The sequence below is a fragment of the Streptomyces genisteinicus genome (assembly GCF_014489615.1).
GTDB lineage: Bacteria > Actinomycetota > Actinomycetes > Streptomycetales > Streptomycetaceae > Streptomyces > Streptomyces genisteinicus.
In genome coordinates, this window is the sequence record NZ_CP060825.1 from 3754634 (window position 1) to 3773081 (window position 18448).

Genomic DNA, 18448 nt, shown 5'->3' on the forward strand with positions numbered 1-18448 from the left:
CGTCGGCGGGTGGCGCGGGAGTCCGGTGCCGTCGCGCCGGAGCGGGCGCGCGGTGTGGGAAGTCCGGTGCCGTCCGTCGCGCCGGCTCGGCCGGATGGCGCGGGAATGCGGCGCCCGGGACGGCGACCGCGCCCGGTGCCGGGTCGCGGTCGCCGGCATGCGGAGTTGCCCGCGGGCCCCGACGGGTGTGCCCTGGGATGAGGACGCGCGGGGGTGAGAGGGAAGGAGCTCTGCGCCATGGCCACTCAAGCAGCGATGCCGCACGGTCGGCGGCGGCACGGGAGGACGACGGAACGGCGGCACCACAATCCGCTCGGCTTCCTCCTGCCCGCCGTGCTCGCGGTGGCGGCCGGCATCTGGGCCGCCTCCATCCTCCGCTTCCAGGACGGCGGGATCGCGGACGGGGCCCAGTGGCTCGTCGGCATCATCTGCGCCGTCGTCCTGGGCGCACTCGCCTTCGGACTCGGCCGCATCCAGGACCGCCTGCCGCGTGAGCTGCGGGCTGCGGCGTACGGGGCGCTCACCGGCGCGACCATCGGCTTCCTGACCAGCCTGGCGGGCGGCAGCGTGCTGCGGTCCGCCGGTATCGGGCTGGCGTGCGGTGTGGCGACGGGACTCGCCATGTTCTACGCCTTCTACGTGCGGGAGTGACCCCGTCGCACCGCTGCCGACGGCAGTGCCGGGGGCAGCATCCCGCCCCGGCCCCGGGTGCACCCTGCTGAACCCGGGAGCACCTGCCCCCTGACGCGACGCGCGGCCGCCGGACCGGTTCCGGCGGCCGCGCGTCGCGTCAGGGGCGGGTTCCGCGGCGCGGTCACAGCACGCACCCCGGCCCCGCCGCCGCGCGCCGAGGAACCCGCCCCGCGCCCCCGCGTCCGCACCGGTCCGCACGGCCACCGATGACTTCCCGCGCCGGGGACGGTCTCCACTCCACGACGCAAAGGAACCGAAGGACGGACGATGAGTACTGATCTGGCAATCGAGACCTCCGGCCTGGTGAAGGTCTTCGGTGAGAACCGGGCCGTGGACGGCGTCGACCTGCGGGTGGCCGCGGGCACGGTCTACGGGGTCCTCGGTCCCAACGGCGCGGGCAAGACCACCACCGTGCGGATGCTGGCCACCCTGCTGAGGCCGGACGCGGGCGAGGCCCGCGTCTTCGGCAAGGACGTGCGGAAGGACGCCGACGCGGTCCGCAGCCGGGTCAGCCTCACCGGCCAGTACGCCTCCGTCGACGAGGACCTCACCGGCCTGGAGAACCTGATCCTCCTCGCCCGGCTGCTCGGGCACGCCAGGCCGGCGGCCCGTGAGCGCGCGGCGCAGCTGCTGGAGGCGTTCGGCCTGCGCGAGGCCGCCGACAAGCAGGTGAAGAACTACTCGGGGGGCATGCGGCGGCGCATCGACATCGCGGCCTCCATCCTCAACACCCCGGACCTGCTCTTCCTCGACGAGCCCACCACCGGCCTCGACCCGCGCAGCCGCAACCAGGTCTGGGACATCGTGCGGGCCGTCGTCGCCCAGGGCACGACCGTCCTGCTGACGACCCAGTACCTCGACGAGGCCGACCACCTGGCCTCCCGGATCGCCGTGATCGACCACGGCAGGGTGATCGCGGAGGGCACCAAGGGCGAGCTGAAGGCGTCCGTCGGCACCGGGGCCGTGCATCTGCGGCTGCGCGAGGCGGACCAGCGCCCGCAGGCCGAGCGGGTGCTCGCCGCCGCGCTCGGCGCCGAGGTGCTGCTGGACCCCGACCCGGTGGCCCTCACCGCCCGTGTCGACGCCGGGGGCGGCGACCGGGGCGCGGCCGAGCAGGCCGCCCACGCGCTCGCCGAGCTCGCCCGCAACGGCATCACCGTGGACAACTTCTCGCTGGGGCAGCCCAGCCTGGACGAGGTCTTCCTCGCCCTGACCGACAAGAAGGGCCAGGCGGCATGAGCACCACGACCACCACCAAGGACACCCTCGCCGATGTCGAGCTCGAGGCCCCGCGGGCCGATGAGCTCGCGGCCCTGCTGGTCTCCACGGACCGTCCGCCGCGGCCCAGCGCCCTGTCGGCGTCACTGACGTTCGGGTGGCGGGCGATGCTCAAGATCAAGCACGTGCCCGAGCAGCTCTTCGACGTCACCGCGTTCCCGATCATGATGGTGCTGATGTACACGTACCTCTTCGGGGGCGCGATCGCCGGTTCCGTCTCCGACTACATCCAGTTCCTGCTGCCGGGCATCCTCACCATGAGCGTCGTGATGATCACGATGTACACCGGTGTCGCGGTCAACACGGACATCTCCAAGGGCGTCTTCGACCGCTTCCGGACGCTCCCGATCTGGCGTCCGTCCCCGATGGTCGGCTACCTCCTCGGCGACGTGGTGCGCTACCTGATCGCGTCCGCCGTGATGCTGGCCGTCGGCATGGTCATCGGCTACCGCGCGGACGGCGGGGTGGCCGGCGTCCTGCTCGGCGTCGTGCTGCTGATGGTCTTCGCCTTCGCCTTCTCCTGGATCTGGACCATGTTCGGGCTGATGCTGCGCACCGAGAAGTCGGTGATGGGCGTCAGCATGATGGTCATCTTCCCGCTGACCTTCCTCAGCAACGTCTTCGTCGATCCGCAGACGATGCCGGGCTGGCTCCAGGCCTTCGTGAACAACAGCCCCGTGACCCATGTGGCCACCGCGGTGCGGGAGTTGATGGCGGGCAACTGGCCCGCGGCGGACATCGCCTGGTCGCTCGGCTGGTCGGCCGTGCTGCTCGTCGTCTTCGGGACCGTCACGATGCGGCTCTACAACCGCAAGTGAGCCGCCGCCCGGGCGTCCGCCCCGGCACCTGACCGCTCCGGCACGTGACCGCTCCGGCACGTGACCGCTCCGGCGCCGGAGCGGTCACGTGCGCTGTGCGTCCGCCCCGCCGCGGGCGGTCAGACCTCCGCCTGGCCGCGGACGATCACCACGGGGCACGGTGCGTGCTGCGACAGGTGGAGGCCGACCGAGCCGAGCAGCGCCGCCTTGAATCCGCTGTACCCGCGGTCGCCGATGACCACGAGGGACGCCCCCTGCGCCCGCTCGATCAGAGCCTGGGCCGGGTTGCCGATCATCACCTTGCGGGTCACGGACGCCGCGGCCTCGGCGCCGAGCGTCTGCTCCAGGGTGTCGCCGAGGATCGATCCGGCCGTCTGCTCGGGGTCGAAGTCCGGCGGGAGGGACGGGACCATCGCCGCCCAGCCGGCCGCCGGGTACTCCCAGCTGATGACGGCCTCCAGGGACTCGCCGCTCAGCCCGGCCTGCCGGACGGCCCACTTCAGCGCCGTGACGGACGGTTCGGAACCGTCCACCCCCACGACGATCCTGCCGGTCCCTGCCATGCCGCCACCTCCGTGGATTGCGGGGATGCACCGGTCGATGCACCCCCGCAAGCCTACGTAAATCTACGCAAACAGGTCGGCAGGGCTCGGCTCCGAGGGGAGGCGTCGTGTTGTCGTGCCCATCAGCGCCGCCAGTTCGCGGCCGGCCCGCACGATGCGGTCCGGCAGCGTGTCGGTCAGGGCGTCACCCGTGCCGCCCCAGTCCTCCGAGGCCGCGAACACCGCCGTCGGCACGACCAGGGCCCGCAGGTGGGCGAAGAGCGGGCGCAGCGCGTGCTCCAGCACCAGCGAGTGGCGCGCGGTGCCGCCGGTCGCCGCGGCGAGGACCGGCATGCCGGTCAGCGCGTCGGGCTCGACGAGGTCGAAGAACGACTTGAACAGCCCGCTGTAGGAGGCCGCGAAGACGGGCGTCACCGCGACGAGGCCGTCCGCTCCGGTCACCGCCTCCAGCGCCTCCTCCAGGGCGGGCGCGGGGAAGCCGGTGACGAAGTTGTTGGCGACGGCGACCGCCAGGTCGCGCAGTTCCACGACGCGGACGTCCACCTCCCGCCCGTCCTCCGCCAGTTCGCGGCGCACGGACTCGGTGATCCGGTCGGCGAGCAGCCGCGTCGAGGACGGCACGCCGAGTCCGGCGGAGACGACGACGAGCTTCAGGGTCCGGGTGTCCTCCATGGTCACGACTCCTTCGGGGTGCCGGTGGACGGGCCGGCGGACGGGCCGGTGGACGCGTCCGCGGACGTGCGGGCGACGGCGGGGTGGAGCGGCGCGGAGTCGGGCACTCCCGCGGGCCGCAGGTTGGCGAACTCCTTGCGCAGGACCGGGACGACCTCCTCGCCGAGGATGTCGAGCTGTTCGAGCACCGTCTTCAGCGGCAGGCCGGCATGGTCCATCAGGAAGAGCTGGCGCTGGTAGTCGCCGACCGCCTCGCGGAATCCGAGGGTGCGCTCGACGACCTGCTGGGGCGAACCGACCGTGAGCGGGGTCTGCTCGGTGAAGTCCTCCAGGGACGGGCCGTGTCCGTAGACCGGCGCGTTGTCGAAGTACGGCCGGAACTCGCGGACCGCGTCCTGCGAGTTCCTGCGCATGAACACCTGGCCGCCGAGGCCCACGATGGCCTGCTCCGGGCTGCCGTGCCCGTAGAAGGCGTACCGCTTGCGGTAGAGGTCCACCATCTTCCGGGTGTGGGACATGGGCCAGAAGATGTTGTTGTGGAAGAAGCCGTCACCGTAGTAGGCGGCCTGCTCGGCGATCTCCGGGGAGCGGATCGAGCCGTGCCAGACGAACGGCGGGACGCCGTCCAGCGGGCGCGGCGTGGACGTGAAGCCCTGGAGCGGCGTGCGGAACGTGCCCTCCCAGTCGACCACGTCCTCCCTCCACAGCCTGTGGAGGAGCGCGTAGTTCTCGATGGCGAGCGGAATGCCCTTGCGGATGTCCTGGCCGAACCAGGGGTAGACCGGTCCGGTGTTGCCGCGGCCCATCATCAGGTCGACGCGGCCGTCGGCGATGTGCTGGAGGTACGCGTAGTCCTCGGCGATCTTCACCGGGTCGTTGGTGGTGATCAGCGTCGTCGAGGTGGAGAGGACCAGCCGGTCGGTGCGGGCGGCGAGGTAGCCGAGCAGCGTCGTCGGCGAGGAGGGGACGAACGGCGGGTTGTGGTGCTCACCGGTCGCGAAGACGTCCAGGCCGACCTCCTCCGCCTTCTGCGCGATGGCGAGGGTGGCCTTGATCCGCTCGTGCTCGCTCGGCGTGCGGCCGGTGGTCGGGTCGGTCGTGACGTCGCCGACCGTGAAGATGCCGAACTGCATGGCGGTCACCTCTCGCGTAGTGATTGAACTTTGAACTATGCCCGTTCAACCACGACCTCCCGGTTCCTATTCCTGGGTCGGCACACCCTCCTCCCGCGGCCGCCGCCGGTGCCGGTCCGGGAGGCCCCTGCCGCCCGTCCGTGCCCGTCCGGGCGGCCGCGAACGGCACCGCGGGCCGCCTCCCGGCGGCCCGCGGCGGATCGTCGCGCGCGGCATCGGCGGACCGGGGCGACGGCTGAGCAGTGCGACGGCGGACCGGGGCGGGTGTCAGCCGTTCCCCGAGATCCCGGGGAACAGCTGGCGGAACGCGTCCGCGGAATCGGTGCCCGACCGCCCGAACGGGGCGTCGAAGTCCCAGACCAGGAAGAGCAGGAACGCGATCAGCGCGCTGAACAGCCCGGCGAGCAGCAGCTCCCGGAAGGTGCGCCCGATCTGCATGGTGAAGATCAGGCCGACGGTGATCACGGCTCCCGCGATCAGGCCGAACCACACGATGCCCGGCAGCGTCGCGCCCGCCCCCTCGGCGCGGGCGTTGCGGGCGTCCTCGGCGGCGGCCACCTGGTCCAGCATCGGCTGGTAGGCCTGGGCCTCCAGTTCGTTCGACGGTGCGCGTTCGGCGACGCCCGTGCGGACCGCGGCGAGCAGTTCCGTCCCCCGCGGGGAGAGCTCCTCCCGCTCGATCATCCGCGGCCACTCGTCCACCACGACCTCGGTCACGTAGGCGTCGATGTCGGTCCGCAGCTTCTCCCGGAAGTCCGACGGGTAGACCTGGGCGCGCTGGGTGACCTCGTGGAGGGCCTGCGCCTCCGTGCGCACCGCGTCCTGGGCGGCCCCGCGCGCCTCCCAGACGCCGGCGATGGCGAGGCCGAGCACGATCGCGTACACGACGCCGACCATCATCACCATGTACTCGAGGACATCGGGGGTCTGGGGCGACTCGGCCGCGTCGGGGCCGTCCGCGGCGTCGCGGAGTCTGCGCTGGCTGAGGACGGTGACGACGAGGACGACGGCGCAGGCGGCCGCCATCACGGTGGCCAGGACGAGCCAGTCGGACATGTGGTGACTCCGTGAGGGGTGCGGAAGGGGTACGGGGGCGCGGCCCTGGCGGTGCCCGCCGCGAGCGGCACGGCGGCCGGTGGACCGGTGGAGCGGGAGGACGGTGGGGAGGCGGAGGCGTGCCGCGGGGCGCCGCGGCCCGGCCGGGCGCGGGGCCGGACCGGGCCGGTCGCCGCCTCAGGCGCGCCCGCGCCTGGCGCTGGACTGCGAGCGGGGGCGCAGCAGTGCCGCGGCGAGCACGGCCGGGGTCGTGGTGACCAGCATCAGCACCGTGAGCGGGGTCCCCGAGGGTTCGGGGCCTCCGGTCGCGGGCCGGTACGTGTGGATCGCGACGGCCTCCACCCGCTCGGGCGGCGGGGCGGGCGCGGGCGCCGGTTCGGCGGGGGGCTCCGGGGCGGGCGCCGGAGGCGGCGGAGGGGCCGGCGCGGGAGGCGGGGCCGCCGCGACGGGCGGCGGCTCCGGGGCGGGCGGCGGTGCGGGGGGCGGCGGAGCCGGTGTGGGCGTGGGCGTGGGCGTGGGTGCGGGCGGTTCCGGCGGCCGCGGAGAGGGCGCGGGAGGCGGAGGCGTCGGCGTCGGGGGCGGGCTCGGCGCCGGGGGCGGCGTGGGTGTGGGCGTGGGCGGGCAGGGCGGTGGCGGGGGAGGCGGCGGGCAGTCGGTGCCGATCGTCGCCTCGATGCGGATGCCGGGCAGGCCGGGCAGCGTCACATGGACCGAGAGGGTCGGCGGCCCGCCGTGCCCGTCCGTCCGCGACGCCGTGCCCGGATCGCTTCTGCCCGGCTCACTTCCGCCGGGATCACTTCCCGGTGCCGGAGCCGACACCTCCTGCCGGTCCGACGCGTTGGCATCCTCGGACGCCGGGGTGCCGATGCCGGCTCCCTGTGCTCCGAGAATCGCCACGATCCCCAGCGCGCTCACCTGCTGCCATCCCGCCACGGGCGACACGGTAGAGGTCCGGAATGGGGCTTGATAACCATTATCACCCGTATGGCTGATAGGTGTATTTGTCTGTTCGGTTACCGGGGGTGGTGACGCAGCTCATTTTGCACTTTGTTGCAAAAGGGTCCGCCGGGCGGCTACAACAGCCTGGACACCCGAGCGAGGAGGCTCCGATGAGTACGTCCCCCACCAGGCCGAACCCGTACCCGCACCTGCTGCGTCCGCTCGATCTCGGGTTCACCGTGCTCCCCAACCGGGTCCTGATGGGGTCGATGCACGTGGGGCTGGAGGAGGCCGAGAACGGGTTCGAACGCATGGCGGCCTTCTACGCCGAGCGCGCCCGCGGCGGTGCCGGCCTGATCGTCACCGGCGGCATCGCCCCGAACGACCGCGGCCGCCCCTACGAGGGCGGTGCCAAGCTCACCTCGGAGGAGGAGGCCGCGCACCACCGCGTCGTCACCGACGCCGTGCACGCCGAGGGCGGGCGGATCGCCATGCAGATCCTCCACTTCGGCCGCTACGCCTACCACCAGGACCTGGTGGCGCCGAGCGCGATCCAGGCCCCCATCAGCCCGTTCGTCCCGCACGCCCTCACCGGTGACGAGATCGAGGAGACCATCGGGGACTTCGTCCGCGCCGCGGTCCTCGCGCGGTCGGCCGGCTACGACGGCGTCGAGATCATGGGCTCCGAGGGCTACTTCGTCAACGAGTTCATCGCGAGCCACACCAACCGGCGCACCGACCGCTGGGGCGGCAGCTACGAGAACCGCATCCGGCTGCCCCTGGAGATCGTCCGCCGCACCCGCGAGGCCGTCGGGCCGGACTTCATCCTGATCTACCGCCTCTCGATGCTCGACCTGGTGCCCGGCGGCTCCTCCCTCGACGAGGTGGTCACGCTCGCCAAGGCGGTCGAGGCCGCCGGCGCGACGATCATCAACACCGGCATCGGCTGGCACGAGGCCCGCATCCCCACCATCGCCACCTCCGTGCCGCGCGGCGCGTACACCTGGGTCACCCGCAGGCTGATGGGCGCCGTCTCGGTCCCGCTGGTGACGAGCAACCGCATCAACACGCCCGAGGTCGCCGAGCAGGTACTGGCCGAGGGGCGCGCGGACATGGTGTCCATGGCCCGGCCGTTCCTCGCCGACCCCGCCTTCGTGGCCAAGGCCGAGGCCGGCCGCCCGGAGACGATCAACACCTGCATCGGCTGCAACCAGGCGTGCCTCGACCACACGTTCAGCCTGAAGATCACCTCCTGCCTGGTCAACCCGCGGGCCTGCCACGAGACCGAGCTCGTCCTCGCCCCGACCCGCCTCGCGAAGCGCGTCGCCGTCGTCGGCGCGGGTCCCGCCGGGCTCGCCTGCGCCGTCTCGGCCGCCGAACGCGGCCACACGGTCACCCTGTTCGACGGGGCGGACGACATCGGCGGCCAGCTGAACATCGCCCGGCGGATCCCCGGCAAGGAGGAGTTCGGCGAGACGCTGCGCTACTTCCGCACCCAGCTCGCCGAACGCGGCGTCGACGTACGGCTGTCCACCGAGGTCACCGCGGCCGACCTGCCGGCGGACGCCTTCGACGAGGTCGTCGTCGCCACGGGCGTGACCCCGCGCGTCCCCGCGATCCCCGGCACCGACCACAGCAGCGTCGTCAGCTACCTCGACGTGCTGCGCGACGGGGCCCACGTCGGCGAGCGGGTCGCGGTGATCGGCGCGGGCGGCATCGGCTTCGACGTGGCCGAGTACCTGACCGACGGCGGCGAGGGCGCGAGCCTCGACGCGCCGACGTACTTCCGCCAGTGGGGCGTCGACATGGAGTACGCGGCCCCCGGCGGACTGACGGCCCCCGAGCGTCCGGCCCCGCCGCGCACGGTCCACCTGCTCCAGCGCAAGACCAGCAAGGTCGGCGCGGGCCTCGGCAAGACCACCGGCTGGATCCACCGCACGGAGCTCAAGCACCGGGGCGTCACCATGACCGCCGGGGTGACGTACGAGCGGATCGACGACCGCGGGCTGCACATCACCGTCGACGGGACCCCCTCCGTCCTGGAGGTGGACACGGTGGTGCTGTGCACCGGGCAGGAGCCGCGGCGCTCCCTGTACGAGGAGCTGACCGAGGCCGGCCGCACGGTCCACCTCATCGGCGGCGCGGACGTCGCCGCCGAACTGGACGCCAAGCGCGCCATCGACCAGGGCACCCGGCTCGCGGCCGCCCTGTGACCGGCCGCCTCCCGTTCCCCGCCCGGCCGTAGGCTGCGGCCATGTCCCTGCCGCACGCCATCCTCACGGCCCTGCTGGAGAGGCCCTCGTCGGGGCTGGAGCTGACGCGCCGCTTCGACCGGTCGATCGGCTACTTCTGGTCCTCCACCCACCAGCAGATCTACCGGGAACTGGGCAAGCTCGAACAGGCCGGGCACATCCGGGCCCTGCCGTCGCCGCAGCCGACCCGCGGTCAGAAGAAGGAGTACGAGGTCCTGCCCGCCGGCCGCGCCGAACTGACGGAGTGGGTGGCCCGCCGGGAGGACCCCCGGCCCGTGCGCGACCCGCTGCTGCTGCGCCTGCGCGCGGCGGCGGCGGTCGGCGCCGGCGAGGACGGTGCCGACGGGGACGGTGCCGACGGGAGAGACGAGGGTGCCGGGGGCGTCGGGGGTGTCGAGGAGGAGCTCGTACGCCACCTGGAGCTCCACCGGGCCCAGTTGGCGGACTACCGGGAGATCGAGCGGCGCGACTTCCCGCCCGAGCGCCGGACCGGCCGGGAGGACCGGCTCCGCCATGTGGTGCTGCGCGGGGGCATCGAGCTGGAGTCCTTCTGGGTGGCCTGGCTGACGGACGCCCTGGCGGAACTCGCCGGAGGGGAGCGCGGCGCGCCCGAAGGACCTCGGGCGGCCGGGGGTCCGGTGCGTCCGGGGCCCGGGGCTCCGGACGGGCACGTCCGGATGCGTCCGGATGCGGCGCCTGACGGTGCGTGAGACGGTCGCCGGGTGACCGACTCACTCATCGCCGTCTGCTGCGCCGCCGCGCTCGTCCTCGTGGTGAGGTCCGTCCTCGGACTGCGCCGGGCGGACGGGGGCACCGACCCCTCCACGGAAGCCCGCTCGGTGGCCCTCGCCCTCTACGGCGCGCTGCTCGCGCTCACCACGCTGGGACTCTTCATCGCCCTGACATGACCCGGGGCGGGGCCGCTCCCGCGCCCCTCGTTCATGGCATGCACATGTACGGCTCACCCGGTGGACGCGCGGCGTCCACGGTCCGCACCCAGGCTCACGGCTGACCGTCTTCCCGCGCCCGGCACGGCGTCGTCCACCGAGGCCGCCGGATCGCGTCCCGACCGAGGAGCCCGTCGTGTCCGCTCGTGCAGCCGTGCTCACCGCCGCCCTGACGGCGTTCGCCGCCGTCGCCCCCGCACACGCCGCGCCGGGCGCCCCGCCCTCCGCCGCCCCGCCCTCCGCCCGCGCCCTGCCCTCCGTCACCGCCCGGGCCGAGACGGCCACGCTCCACGACGACGAGGAGGGCGGCAACGCCGACGCGGACGATCCGGCGATCTGGCGCAACACCGCCGATCCGGCGCGCAGTCTGGTGATCGCCACCGCCAAGGAGGGCGGGCTGCGCGTCTACGACCTGAAGGCCCGGCTGGTGCAGTCCCTTCCCGCGCCCCCGCCGGCCACCCCGGACAACGCGCCCGGCCGGTACAACAACGTCGACCTCGTGCACGGCTTCCGGCTGGCCGCGGGGCGTGCCGACCTCTCCGTGACCAGCGACCGGGGTCACGACCGGCTGCGTGTCCACCGCATCGACCCCTCCCGCCCGGGCGGCCCCCTCACCGACGTCACCGACCCGTCGGCGCCCGCCGTGTTCTCCGCCGGACAGGCCGAGGTCGACGAGCAGCGCACCGCCTACGGCCTGGCCACCTGGACCGACCCGGCCACCGGGCGCGCGTACGCCCTCGTCAGCCGCCGCGAACGGACCAGCGTGGCCCTGCTGGAGCTGACCGCGACGAGCGCCGGCACGGTCACCTACCGGAAGATCCGCACCCTGGACCTGCCGTCCTCCTTCCGTCTGCCCGACGGCACGACCTGGCGCCCCTGCGGCGAGCCGGGCGAACTGCCCCAGGTGGAGGGCATGGTGGTCGATCCGGCGAGCGGCACGCTCTACGCCGGCCAGGAGGACGTGGGGATCTGGCGGGTCCGCGCCGATCTGCGGGGCACGCCGCAACTCGTCGACAGGGTGCGCGAGTACGGGGTCCCGGCGGTGTACGACGAGCCGAGCGACGAGTGCGTACCGGGCGCGGACCCCGGCTTCGGCGGCACCCGTCTGTCGGCGGACGTCGAGGGGCTGACCCTGCTCACCGAGCGCGGCGGCGACGGCTACCTGCTCGCCTCCAGCCAGGGCGACGACACCTTCGCCGCCTACGACCGCGAGCGCGCGGACGGCAACGAGTACGAGGGCGGCTTCCGGGTCGCCGCGTCGGCCGCGGTCGACGGATCGCAGGAGTGCGACGGGGCGGCCGTGCTGAACGCCCCGCTGGGTCCGGACTACCCCGACGGCCTGCTCGTGGTCCAGGACGGCGACGCCGGGGACGGGGAGCGGGACGGCACGGGGTTCAAGTTCGTCGACCTGGGCGACGTCCTGGACGCCCTGGACGACTGAGGCGCGGCACACCGCACCGCACCGCACCGCACCGCGGCGCGGGGGCGGGAGCGGCGACGCGCATGGTGCGGTGGCAGGGCCGCGGTACCCGCACGGCGACGCGGTACCCGCACGGCGACGCGGTGTGTGTACGGCGACGCGGTGGGCGTACGGCTACGCGGTGGGGCCGGTCCCGCGGGACCGGCCCCACCGCGTGCGCGCGCACCGGGTCAGCTGCCGCCGAGCGCCACGAGGGTGGCGTCCAGGTCGGCGGGCCGGGGGCGGTTGTGCGGCAGCTTCGAGAGCGCCGCGGCCATTCCGCAGGTGTCGGTCACGGCGGAGAAGACCAGGCCCGAGCCGACGGCCGCGGAGATCCAGCGTGCCGCGCGGAAGCGGGTGCCGACGGCGAGGCCGAGCACCACGAGGGAGCCGGCGGCGAGCCGCACCTGGCGCTCCATGGCCCAGCCGGCCCGCGCCCCCGCCGGGCGGTCGAGCGGGTGGCCCCCGTCGGCCCATGCGGTGGTGCCGCCCTCCAGGGAGGTGGCGGGTATGTCGGCTCCGGCCAGTTCGGTGCAGGCCGTGGCGGACCGGTTGCCCGACGCGCAGACCACGAGGAGCTCACCGCGCGCGGCGGCGACCTTCAGCGCGGGGAGGGCGGTGTGCAGGTGGTCCAGCGGGACGTTGTGGGCGCCGGGGACGTGGCCGGAGGCGAATTCGCCGGGGGTGCGGACGTCGACGACGGTGTACCGGGTCAGGCGCTGGGCGGCCCGCGCCGGGTCGGTGGTGAGGGTGGTCATGCGGGGGTGGTTCCCTTCGGCGGTGGTGTCCCGGGGTACCGGAGGGCGGCGTTCCGGGATGTCTAGGATACCCTAGGGGGTATCTATGGAGGAGGAAGCGTGGAACTGCAGATGGCGGCCGACGAGCTGAAGACGGTGCTCAACCGGCTGCGCCGCGCGCAGGGCCAGATCGCCGGGATCATCCGGATGATCGAGGAGGGCCGGGACTGCGAGGACGTGATCACGCAGCTCGCGGCCGTCTCCCGCGCCCTGGACCGGGCGGGGTTCGCGATCATCGCCACCGGCCTCCAGCACTGCATGGCCGAGGGGGACCTGCCGGTCGCGGACCGCGAACAGCTGCGGGCGAGGCTGGAGAAGCTCTTCCTCTCCCTCGCCTGACGCCCCCTGTGCGCGAGGGGTCCGGGCCCGTCCCGGACCCGCACGGCGCGGCGGAGCCGCGTCCGCCCGCGTACCGGCGCACCGGTAGCGGTGCCGCGCGGCGCCGGACACCCGGCGGTCGCGCGGCTCCGGACGCGGGCCGGTGGCGCGGTGCCGGACAATCCCCGTGCGGTGCCGGGAGTCCCCGAGGTGCCGGGCGTGGTGGATGGGCCGGACTTTCCCTCTGCGGTGCCGGGCGCGGGCGGGTCGCGCGGTGGCGGCCAGGTGCCTGTCACGGTGCGGCGGTGGTCGCGGCGGTGGCCGGGCAGCCGGCCGTCGCGGAGCGCGGCGGCCCTCGGCGTCCGCCGGCCCGGACCCGGTGCGGTCGTGTCGGTCATCCCCGTCTGCTGCCCAGTCGCCGCGTTCATATCAGTACGTCCACGACCATGAAGGCGGCCACCGCCAGCAACAGCGCGCCGAAGAGCCGTCGCAGCAGGGGGCCCGGCACCTTCGCGGCCAGCCGTCTGCCGTCCCACGCGCCGAGGACCGCCGCCGCGGCGAACGGCGCCACCACGGCCCAGTCCACCGGGACCGCCGAGCCGGAGCGCACGGCGAGCGCGGCGAGCGAGTTCACCGAGATCACCAGCAGGCTGGTGCCCACCGCGGCCCGGATCTCGAAGGCCAGCACCGTCACCAGGGCGGGGACGGCGAGGAAGCCCCCGCCGACGCCGAGCAGCCCGGTGAGGGCGCCCAGTCCGGCGCCGGCGCCCGCAGCCCGTGCGGGCCGCACCGGGCCGAGGTCTCCGGCCGGAGCGGTCGCGGGAGCGGCGGCGGTGCGGAGCATCCCCGCCGCGGCCGCCGTGGCGACGGCGGCGAACGCCACCGTCAGCGCCGCCTGCGGCAGCCGGGCGGCCGCCGCGCCCGCGAGCGCCGCCGGCACCAGCCCGGCGGCGGCGAACGCGGCACCCGCCTTCCAGCGCACGGACCCGGCGCGGGCGTGCGCGAACAGGGCGGTCGCCGATGTTGCCGCGACGATCAGCAGGCTCGCGGTGGTGGCCGCGGCGGGGGTGAAACCGAGCAGGTAGACCAGGGCGGGGACCGCGAGGACACTGCCGCCCCCGCCCAGCGCGCCGAGCGCCAGCCCGACCACGCCGCCCGCGAGGAGGGCCGCCACCAGGGCCGTCACGCCGCACCCCCGGCGCGGACGCGGCAGCACCGCCCGCGCGGGACGGCGGCGTACCGCTGCCCCGTGCGGGGGAGGCGCCGGCTCCCGGTGCCTGCGCGGCGGCGGGGTACCTGCGTGACCCGGAGGGGGGTCGGGTCTCGGTGCATGCGATCACGTGCTTCTGTCTGCGGAGCGGGTGCCTGCTGAGCGGGTGGGGCGTCGGTGGGGCCCGGCCGTCAGGCGCCCCCGGTGACCGTCAGCCCCGCCGCGGCCGCGGCCTCGAACGCGTCGTCCACGGCGACGACCCGCCTGCCCGCCGCGTCCAGCAGCGACGCGGCGATCGCGGCCCGCATGCCGCCCGCGCAGTGCACCCACACCTCGCCGGCGGGCACCTCGCCGAGCCGGCCGTGCAGTGCGTGGACGGGGATGTGCACCGACCCGTCGACGTGGCCGCCCGCCCGCTCGGAGTCCCGGCGGACGTCGAGCACGACCGGGGAGCCGCCGTTCGCGCGGGCCGCCGCCAGGTCGGCGAAGGAGGCCCGGGGGAAGGAGGCGGGCTCCTCGCCCTCCCGTACCCACAGCTCCGGTCCGCCGGTCGCCGCCGCGGCGGGGCGGTCGATGCCGACGCGGACGAGTTCCCGCTGTGCGTCGGCGATCTCCTCGGGGGTCCCGGCCAGCAGGGTGACCGGCTTGCCCCAGGGGATCAGCCACGCGAGGTAGGTGGCGAGCTTGCCGTCGCCCTCGAAGTTGAGCGACCCGGCCACGTGCCCCGCGGCGAAGGCGACGCGGTGGCGCAGGTCCACGACCCATTCGCCGACGGCGAGCCGGGCGGCGATCTCCGCGGCGTCGGCGGTCGCCGGAGGGGTCAGGTCGACGGGGTCGGGGCCGGCGGCGTTGGCGGGCCCCATGTGCGCGTAGTACGCCGGCACGTCCTCCAGCCCGTCGAGCAGCCGGGACACGAAGGTGTCCACGTCCTGGGTCAGCGCCTCGTTGCGGACGCGTTCCCTGCCGATGGTCGTGGTGTCCCCGTCGGCGGGCGCCGCGGAGCAGAAGCTGCCGAAGCCGTGCGTGGGCAGCACCGCGACATCGTCCGCCAGCTCGTCTGCGAGGCGGTGCGCCGAGGCGTGCTGGGCCCGTGCGAGGCGCTCGGTCAGCCGCGGTTCCACCAGGTCGGGGCGCCCGACCGTGCCGATCAGCAGCGAGCCGCCGGTGAAGACGGCCACCGGACGGCCGGCCTCCTCCAGGACGTACGCGGTGTGGTGCGGCGTGTGCCCGGGGGTGGCCACGGCGCGCAGCGCGAGGGTCCCGTCGACGGCGACCGTGTCGCCGTCGGCCACGGGGGTACGGGTGAACGCGACGTGCGCGCCGGCGGGCACCAGGTAGCGGGCGCCGGTGACGCGGGCGAGTTCGAGGCCCCCGCTCACATAGTCGTTGTGCACATGGGTCTCGGCGACGAGGGCGATGCGCACGCCCTGGCGGGCGGCTGCCGCGACGACCCGGTCGATGTCGCGGGGCGGGTCCACCACGACCGCGGCGTCCGGGCCGCCCGCGAGATGGCTGCGGTTGCCCAGACCCTCGAATTCCAGGGTGTCGACGAAGAACACGGCTGCGACTCCTTCCGATGTGTACCCCCGGGGGTATCTGTCCCCACCGTAGCAGGTGATACCCGGGGGGGTATTTCGAAGGGTGGCCGGGTACCCGCACGCGCCCTTGCGGCGCGACAATGGGGGGAGCCCCGGCCGACTTCCGGCGGAGAGGCGGCACACCGATGGAACACATCACCGTCACCGCGCTGAGCCACCCCGGACTGCTGCGCGAGAACAACGAGGACAGCCTGGTCGCGGGGCCCTGGACGCTCTGCGGCACGGTGACCGGGAACCCGCAGACGCTGGTGTTCCCCCTCGGTCCGCCGGTGGTCGTGGCCGTCGCCGACGGCATCGGCGGCCAGCCGGCCGGCGAGGTCGCCAGCGCCGTCGTCGCGCGGAACCTCGCGCTGCACGGACCCGCGCTGGACGGCGAGGACGCCGTGCGCGGCGTGCTCGACCTCTGCAACCGCGAGGTGTACGCGGCCGCGGCGCGCGACCCCGCCCGCCGCACGATGGGCACCACGGTCGCCGGCGTCGTGCTGCTCGCGGACCGGGCGGTCGTGTTCAACGTCGGCGACAGCCGCGTCCTGGCCGTGCGGGACGGCGGACTCGAACTGCTCAGCGTCGACGACAATCCGCCGCCTCCGCCGGGACGGCGCACCGTCTCCCTGCTGACGCAGTCCCTCGGCGGCTCCCGCGAACCGGACGGCATCGCGCCGCATCTGACGGCCGTTCCGCTCGACGAGGGGTTCCGCGCCCTGGTGTGCACGGACGGACTCACCGACCCCGTGCCCGACGAGGTCATCGCCCGGGTGCTGCGGGAGCACGACCACGGCCGGGCCGCCTACGAGCTGTGGCGGGCGGCGATCGAGGCGGGCGGTCCCGACAACATCACCCTGGCGCTGATCGGCGCCGGCGAGGAGTGAGAGCGCCGCCCGGTCCGGCCTGCCCCCCGCTTGGCCCGCCCCCGCCCGGTGCGCCCGCCCGTCCGTCCGGTCCGGGCCTGCGGCGCGTTCAGCCGGGGAGTTCGGTGCGCTCCCACCACTCGTAGACCGGCAGCGCGCCGTGGTCCGTCTGCTGTTCGCGTGCGGTGGCACGGAAGTGCTCGTAGCCGCCGCGCAGCGGGACCTTGACGTCGGCGCCGGGCTCCGGGGCGGGGACGATGCGCTCGGGCAGGTCGTCGGGGCCGCCTTCGAGGACGGCCCTGGGTGCGTTGTCCATGCCGGAAGTCTCCCCGCGGCCGGGGATCCGGCCCCGGGTGGCGCGCCGGAAGCGCCACCGTACGGAGCCCCCGCCCGCCCCGCCCGCCCCCGCACCCCGGGTGGCGGCCGTGGTGCCGCCCCGCCTTCCGCCGCCTCCCGGCCCCTGACCGCCGGGGCGGGCGGGTTCCACGGGGCCTGTCCCTCGGGCGGGGTCCTCGGGCCCGGTCCTCCCGGTCCTCGGGCCCGGTCCTCGGGCGGGTCAGACCGCCGCCCCGGCGGCCCCCGCGCCTGCCGCCGCCTCCCGGCGGACGACCCGCCGGCGCCTGGCGGGCATGCCGACGGTCGGGTTGGCGACGCCCCAGGCGGCCCCCTTGCAGATCAGCTCCTTGTAGAGGGCGGCCGTGCGGCCCGTCAGCGCCCGGTCGACCGCGCGGTCGTCCGCGGTGACGAACTGGATCAGGCCCTCCCGGCGGCCCAGGGAGACGCACTGCTGGAAGTAGCGGATGGGGACGTGGGGGACCTTGGTGCCGGCGAGCCGGGCCGCGATCGCGTCGGCGGCCTGCCACGCCATGGGGACGCCCGAGGCGCAGGACATCCGCAGCGGCTTGCCCTCGGGGCCGACCGCCATGGCCGCGTCGCCGACGGCGTACACGTCCGGGTGGGAGACCGACCGCATCGTGCCGTCGACCACGATCTGTCCGCGGTCGGTCACCTCCAGGGCGGTGGCCCGGGCGATCGGGTGGACGGCGAACCCGGCGGTCCACACGGTGACGTCGGAGGCGATCGTGCGGGCGTCGTCGGTCGTGACGCCCGACCCGTCCACGCCGGTCACCGCGGTGTGCTCGTGGACCGTGATGCCGAGCCCGGCGACCACCTTCCGCAGGTGGGCGCGGCCCTTCGGGGAGAGCCAGTCGCCGAGGGCGCCGCGGGCGGCGACGGCGACGTCGAGGTCCGGACGGGCCTCGGCGATCTCGGTCGCGGCCTCCAGGCCGGTGAGGCCGCCGCCGACCACGACGACGGGCCGGCCGGCGCCGAGCGCGGCCAGGCGCTCGCGCAGGCGGAGCGCGCCGGGGCGGCTGGACACTTCGTGGGTGTGCTCGGCCGCGCCGGGGACGCCGCCGTCGTTCCAGCCGCTTCCGAGGGCGTACACGAGGGTGTCGTACGCCAGCTCCTCCTCCGCGCCGTCCGCGCCGGTGAGCGTCACCGTCCTGGCGTCCACGTCCACGGCGGTGGTCCGCGCGAGCCGCAGCCGCACGCCCGTGCCCGCGAACATCTCGCCGAACGGCCGGGGCCGGAGCTCCTGGCCGGCCGCGAGCTGGTGCAGCCGTACGCGCTCGACGAAGTCGGGCTCGGGGTTCACGAGGGTGATGGAGACGTCCTCGCGGTGGAGCCGCCTGGCGAGACGGCCGGCGGCGGTCGCGCCGGTGTAGCCGGCTCCGAGGACGACGATGCGGTGCTGCATGTCCGTGCTCCTTCTCTGGGCGGTTCCGCCGTCTCCGGCGTGCTGTCGCCCCTTGAACCGGACAGCCCCGTGATTCCTGACAGGGCTATGACGTGACCTGCGTCACAC

19 protein-coding genes are annotated in these 18448 nt (G+C 74.8%); 9 read left to right on the plus strand and 10 right to left on the minus strand.

The annotated features are described in order from the left end of the window. Window positions 1–237 precede the first annotated feature (237 nt). The 3 genes from IAG43_RS16310 (at window position 238) to IAG43_RS16320 (ending at window position 2789) form a co-directional block, all read left to right on the plus strand. Entirely contained in the window at window positions 238–651 is a 414-nt protein-coding gene (locus IAG43_RS16310; RefSeq protein ID WP_187741449.1) for a hypothetical protein, read from the plus strand. A 309-nt stretch (window positions 652–960) separates the two neighbouring features. Then, a complete protein-coding gene (locus tag IAG43_RS16315) occupies window positions 961–1932 on the plus strand; it encodes an ATP-binding cassette domain-containing protein (RefSeq protein ID WP_187741450.1) in 972 nt (323 codons plus the stop codon). Beyond that, window positions 1929–2789, plus strand: coding sequence for an ABC transporter permease (locus IAG43_RS16320; RefSeq protein WP_187741451.1), 861 nt, complete (start codon window positions 1929–1931; stop codon window positions 2787–2789). The genes IAG43_RS16315 and IAG43_RS16320 overlap by 4 nt, the downstream gene beginning before the upstream one ends. A 119-nt stretch (window positions 2790–2908) precedes the next feature. On the opposite strand, the gene IAG43_RS16325 is transcribed toward IAG43_RS16320, so the two are convergent. The 5 genes from IAG43_RS16325 to IAG43_RS16345 all read right to left on the minus strand — a co-directional run bounded on the left by IAG43_RS16325 (window position 2909) and on the right by IAG43_RS16345 (window position 6555). Beyond that, the gene (locus IAG43_RS16325; protein ID WP_187741452.1) at window positions 2909–3352 is read right to left on the minus strand and encodes a universal stress protein; all 444 of its coding nucleotides are present in this window, start codon (window positions 3350–3352) and stop codon (window positions 2909–2911) included. A gap of 63 nt (window positions 3353–3415) precedes the next feature. Further along, complete coding sequence (locus tag IAG43_RS16330) at window positions 3416–4024, minus strand: FMN reductase (protein ID WP_187741453.1); 609 nt, start codon at window positions 4022–4024, stop codon at window positions 3416–3418. A 2-nt stretch (window positions 4025–4026) separates the two neighbouring features. Next, a complete protein-coding gene (locus IAG43_RS16335) occupies window positions 4027–5157 on the minus strand; it encodes an LLM class flavin-dependent oxidoreductase (RefSeq protein WP_187741454.1) in 1131 nt (376 codons plus the stop codon). 267 nt (window positions 5158–5424) lie between these two features. Further along, on the minus strand, window positions 5425–6213 hold the full coding sequence (locus IAG43_RS16340) for a bestrophin-like domain (RefSeq protein ID WP_187741455.1): 789 nt from the start codon (window positions 6211–6213) through the stop codon (window positions 5425–5427). A gap of 177 nt (window positions 6214–6390) precedes the next feature. Continuing rightward, window positions 6391–6555 carry a hypothetical protein gene (locus tag IAG43_RS16345; protein WP_187741456.1) on the minus strand — a complete coding sequence of 55 codons (165 nt, stop codon included), beginning with the start codon at window positions 6553–6555 and terminating at the stop codon, window positions 6391–6393. A gap of 767 nt (window positions 6556–7322) precedes the next feature. On the opposite strand from IAG43_RS16345, the gene IAG43_RS16350 reads away from it, so the two are divergent. The 4 genes from IAG43_RS16350 to IAG43_RS16365 all read left to right on the plus strand — a co-directional run bounded on the left by IAG43_RS16350 (window position 7323) and on the right by IAG43_RS16365 (window position 11792). Continuing rightward, window positions 7323–9365 (plus strand): NADPH-dependent 2,4-dienoyl-CoA reductase, encoded by a 2043-nt coding sequence (locus tag IAG43_RS16350; RefSeq protein ID WP_187741457.1) that lies wholly within the window; start codon window positions 7323–7325, stop codon window positions 9363–9365. 41 nt (window positions 9366–9406) lie between these two features. Then, complete coding sequence (locus IAG43_RS16355) at window positions 9407–10114, plus strand: PadR family transcriptional regulator (protein ID WP_187741458.1); 708 nt, start codon at window positions 9407–9409, stop codon at window positions 10112–10114. Window positions 10115–10126: 12 nt separating this feature from the next. Then, window positions 10127–10312 carry a hypothetical protein gene (locus IAG43_RS16360; RefSeq protein WP_187741459.1) on the plus strand — a complete coding sequence of 62 codons (186 nt, stop codon included), beginning with the start codon at window positions 10127–10129 and terminating at the stop codon, window positions 10310–10312. A gap of 175 nt (window positions 10313–10487) precedes the next feature. Beyond that, window positions 10488–11792: a phytase gene (locus IAG43_RS16365; protein ID WP_187741460.1), complete on the plus strand. Its 1305-nt coding sequence runs from the start codon at window positions 10488–10490 to the stop codon at window positions 11790–11792. Between the two features lie 209 nt (window positions 11793–12001). On the opposite strand, the gene IAG43_RS16370 is transcribed toward IAG43_RS16365, so the two are convergent. Continuing rightward, on the minus strand, window positions 12002–12568 hold the full coding sequence (locus tag IAG43_RS16370; RefSeq protein WP_187741461.1) for a rhodanese-like domain-containing protein: 567 nt from the start codon (window positions 12566–12568) through the stop codon (window positions 12002–12004). Window positions 12569–12667: 99 nt separating this feature from the next. On the opposite strand from IAG43_RS16370, the gene IAG43_RS16375 reads away from it, so the two are divergent. After that, window positions 12668–12946, plus strand: a complete 279-nt coding sequence (locus IAG43_RS16375; RefSeq protein WP_187741462.1) for a metal-sensitive transcriptional regulator — start codon at window positions 12668–12670, stop codon at window positions 12944–12946. Between the two features lie 403 nt (window positions 12947–13349). Here IAG43_RS16375 and IAG43_RS16380 read toward each other — a convergent pair whose 3' ends face one another. Next, window positions 13350–14111 (minus strand): sulfite exporter TauE/SafE family protein, encoded by a 762-nt coding sequence (locus tag IAG43_RS16380; RefSeq protein ID WP_187741463.1) that lies wholly within the window; start codon window positions 14109–14111, stop codon window positions 13350–13352. Window positions 14112–14326: 215 nt separating this feature from the next. Next, the gene (locus IAG43_RS16385) at window positions 14327–15694 is read right to left on the minus strand and encodes an MBL fold metallo-hydrolase (protein WP_187741464.1); all 1368 of its coding nucleotides are present in this window, start codon (window positions 15692–15694) and stop codon (window positions 14327–14329) included. Between the two features lie 164 nt (window positions 15695–15858). Here IAG43_RS16385 and IAG43_RS16390 point away from each other — a divergent pair, with 164 nt between their 5' ends. After that, on the plus strand, window positions 15859–16602 hold the full coding sequence (locus IAG43_RS16390; RefSeq protein ID WP_187741465.1) for a PP2C family protein-serine/threonine phosphatase: 744 nt from the start codon (window positions 15859–15861) through the stop codon (window positions 16600–16602). Between the two features lie 88 nt (window positions 16603–16690). On the opposite strand, the gene IAG43_RS16395 is transcribed toward IAG43_RS16390, so the two are convergent. Together IAG43_RS16395 and IAG43_RS16400 are read right to left on the minus strand one after the other, a co-directional pair. Next, window positions 16691–16897: a DUF5988 family protein gene (locus IAG43_RS16395; RefSeq protein ID WP_187741466.1), complete on the minus strand. Its 207-nt coding sequence runs from the start codon at window positions 16895–16897 to the stop codon at window positions 16691–16693. 240 nt (window positions 16898–17137) lie between these two features. After that, the gene (locus tag IAG43_RS16400) at window positions 17138–18340 is read right to left on the minus strand and encodes an NAD(P)/FAD-dependent oxidoreductase (protein ID WP_187741467.1); all 1203 of its coding nucleotides are present in this window, start codon (window positions 18338–18340) and stop codon (window positions 17138–17140) included. Window positions 18341–18448: the final 108 nt, after the last annotated feature.

What these genes read in the sequence shown, in the direction of transcription:
- IAG43_RS16310 (WP_187741449.1), top strand. Translation starts at nt 238, where the DNA reads ATGGCCACTCAAGCAGCGATGCCGCACGGTCGGCGGCGGCACGGGAGG.
- IAG43_RS16315 (WP_187741450.1), top strand. Translation starts at nt 961, where the DNA reads ATGAGTACTGATCTGGCAATCGAGACCTCCGGCCTGGTGAAGGTCTTC.
- IAG43_RS16320 (WP_187741451.1), top strand. Translation starts at nt 1,929, where the DNA reads ATGAGCACCACGACCACCACCAAGGACACCCTCGCCGATGTCGAGCTC.
- IAG43_RS16325 (WP_187741452.1), bottom strand. Translation starts at nt 3,352, where the DNA reads ATGGCAGGGACCGGCAGGATCGTCGTGGGGGTGGACGGTTCCGAACCG.
- IAG43_RS16330 (WP_187741453.1), bottom strand. Translation starts at nt 4,024, where the DNA reads ATGGAGGACACCCGGACCCTGAAGCTCGTCGTCGTCTCCGCCGGACTC.
- IAG43_RS16335 (WP_187741454.1), bottom strand. Translation starts at nt 5,157, where the DNA reads ATGCAGTTCGGCATCTTCACGGTCGGCGACGTCACGACCGACCCGACC.
- IAG43_RS16340 (WP_187741455.1), bottom strand. Translation starts at nt 6,213, where the DNA reads ATGTCCGACTGGCTCGTCCTGGCCACCGTGATGGCGGCCGCCTGCGCC.
- IAG43_RS16350 (WP_187741457.1), top strand. Translation starts at nt 7,323, where the DNA reads ATGAGTACGTCCCCCACCAGGCCGAACCCGTACCCGCACCTGCTGCGT.
- IAG43_RS16355 (WP_187741458.1), top strand. Translation starts at nt 9,407, where the DNA reads ATGTCCCTGCCGCACGCCATCCTCACGGCCCTGCTGGAGAGGCCCTCG.
- IAG43_RS16370 (WP_187741461.1), bottom strand. Translation starts at nt 12,568, where the DNA reads ATGACCACCCTCACCACCGACCCGGCGCGGGCCGCCCAGCGCCTGACC.
- IAG43_RS16390 (WP_187741465.1), top strand. Translation starts at nt 15,859, where the DNA reads ATGGAACACATCACCGTCACCGCGCTGAGCCACCCCGGACTGCTGCGC.
- IAG43_RS16395 (WP_187741466.1), bottom strand. Translation starts at nt 16,897, where the DNA reads ATGGACAACGCACCCAGGGCCGTCCTCGAAGGCGGCCCCGACGACCTG.
- IAG43_RS16400 (WP_187741467.1), bottom strand. Translation starts at nt 18,340, where the DNA reads ATGCAGCACCGCATCGTCGTCCTCGGAGCCGGCTACACCGGCGCGACC.